Source organism: Burkholderia sp. ABCPW 11, from assembly GCF_001523445.1.
Taxonomy (GTDB): Bacteria; Pseudomonadota; Gammaproteobacteria; order Burkholderiales; family Burkholderiaceae; genus Burkholderia.
This window is the reverse complement of the sequence record NZ_LOVM01000038.1, coordinates 1-1,762: the sequence shown is the minus strand read 5'-3', so window position 1 is coordinate 1,762 and position 1,762 is coordinate 1. Positions and strand designations below refer to the sequence as shown.

2 protein-coding genes are annotated in these 1,762 nt (G+C 61.7%); both read right to left on the bottom strand.

The genetic code is table 11. From position 1 onward, the window contains the following. The coding region (locus WS61_RS17110; protein ID WP_157692744.1) for a DUF2827 family protein at positions 1–168 on the bottom strand (168 nt) is incomplete at its 3' end. Between the two features lie 90 nt (positions 169–258). Continuing rightward, the coding region (locus WS61_RS33600; RefSeq protein WP_179949683.1) for a YadA-like family protein at positions 259–1,762 on the bottom strand (1,504 nt) is incomplete at its 5' end.

Here is a 1,762-nt window from a genome sequence, read left to right as displayed (position 1 = left end):
GGGGCCGACGCGATCCGAACGCTTGAGCATCATCGCGAGGAACGCGATGTTCTGGTGAATGCCGTTCTCCCAGATCGTCTGGCCGTCGCGCGCAAACAGCGAGATGCCGACAGCCAGTCGTCCGTCGATGCGACAGCAAGGGGCATCGTGATTAGATGTCGTCTGCATTACGTGCTCGTCGTATGTCATTCGATACGACCGTCGATACACGATCCCCCGGGCGCAGTCGCCACGTCCCGGGGGATGAGTCTCAGCGACTTACCACTGGTATGAGACTCCGGCTCCGTAAGTACTGCCGTTGCCGCTGATCCCGACACCGAGTTTAGCCTTCAGGTTGTCGCTGAACCGCACCGATACCCCGATCGCCGATGCCGCGTAACCTTGGTAGCTGCCGGTGCCGATCCCGACCGCGATCGTTTTCCCGGGATCGACCTCCGGAATCATGGTCAATGCGGTGGCAGCGGCAATGCCCGAGTACGCACGACGCGCCACTTCATTGACCGACGACTGAACGCGCCAAAGTTGATTCATATTGGCTGCATCAGTGCCGTCGATCCCGGGCGCCACGTTCGTCAAGCGACGTTCGTTGTCGGGCGTCCCGAACGAAACGGTATTCGGAGCCGAGGCGATCGACCCGGTGCCGACTGCGACGGAATTCGGTGCAGTTGCCGTGCTGCCTTGGCCCACCGCGGTCGTGTTGACTCCCGAGGCCGTCGATCCCTGGCCCAAGGCCGTCGAGTTATCGCCGGTTGCGGCCGCTGCTTGACCGTTGGCCTTGGAGTTTTTGCCCGATGCGATCGCGCCTTGGCCTTCCGCGGTCGAGTTCTGTCCTGAGGCCGTTGCGCCCTCGCCCACTGCGGTTGAATTCGTGCCTGACGCATTCGCGCCCTGGCCAACGGCTGTCGAGTTTGCAGCTGCCGATGCGCCCGAACCGATTGCAGTACTGCCATCCGTCGTCTGGGTCTTGATCGACGTCAGCGGCGCGACCGCAGTCGACAGCGACGCCAGGCTGGCGTCGGTCGTGGAAAGCCCGGTCGACAGGGATGCAACATTGCTGTTGGTGGTACTCAAGCCGGTAGACAGCGAGCTGACAGAAGTCGACGTCGACGTCGACAACGACGAAATCGCACTGGTCGTTGACGAGAGACCAGTTGACGTCGAGGTAGAGAGCGATGTCACGGTGCTATTCGTCGTGCTCAGACCGGTCGACAACGAACCGACGGCGCTCGACGTCGACGTGGACAGCGACGTCACCGTACTGTTCGTCGTGCTAAGGCCCGTCGACAGCGAACCAACAGCTGCAGCAGTCGACGTGGACAGTGACGTCATCGTGCTGTTTGCGGTGCTGAGACCGGTCGACAATGAGCCGATCCCCGTTGCGGTCGACGTCGACAGCGAGCTGACGCTGCTCGACGTCGAAGTCGACAACGAGTCCAGATTGCTGTTCGTGGTGCTCAATCCGGTCGACAGCGAGTTCACACCGCTTTGTGCCGTGCTGATACCCGTCGAGGCCGATGTCGACAGCGACGTTACCGTGCTGTTGGTCGTGCTCAACCCGGTCGACAGCGAATTCACACCGCTTTGTGCCGTGCTGATACCCGTCGAAGCCGATGTCGACAGCGACGTTACCGTGCTGTTGGTCGTGCTCAACCCAGTCGACAGCGAATTCACACCGCTTTGCGCCGTGCTGATACCCGTCGAGGCCGATGTCGACAGCGACGTCACCGAGCTGTTGGTCGTGCTCAGACCCGTCGACAGCGAG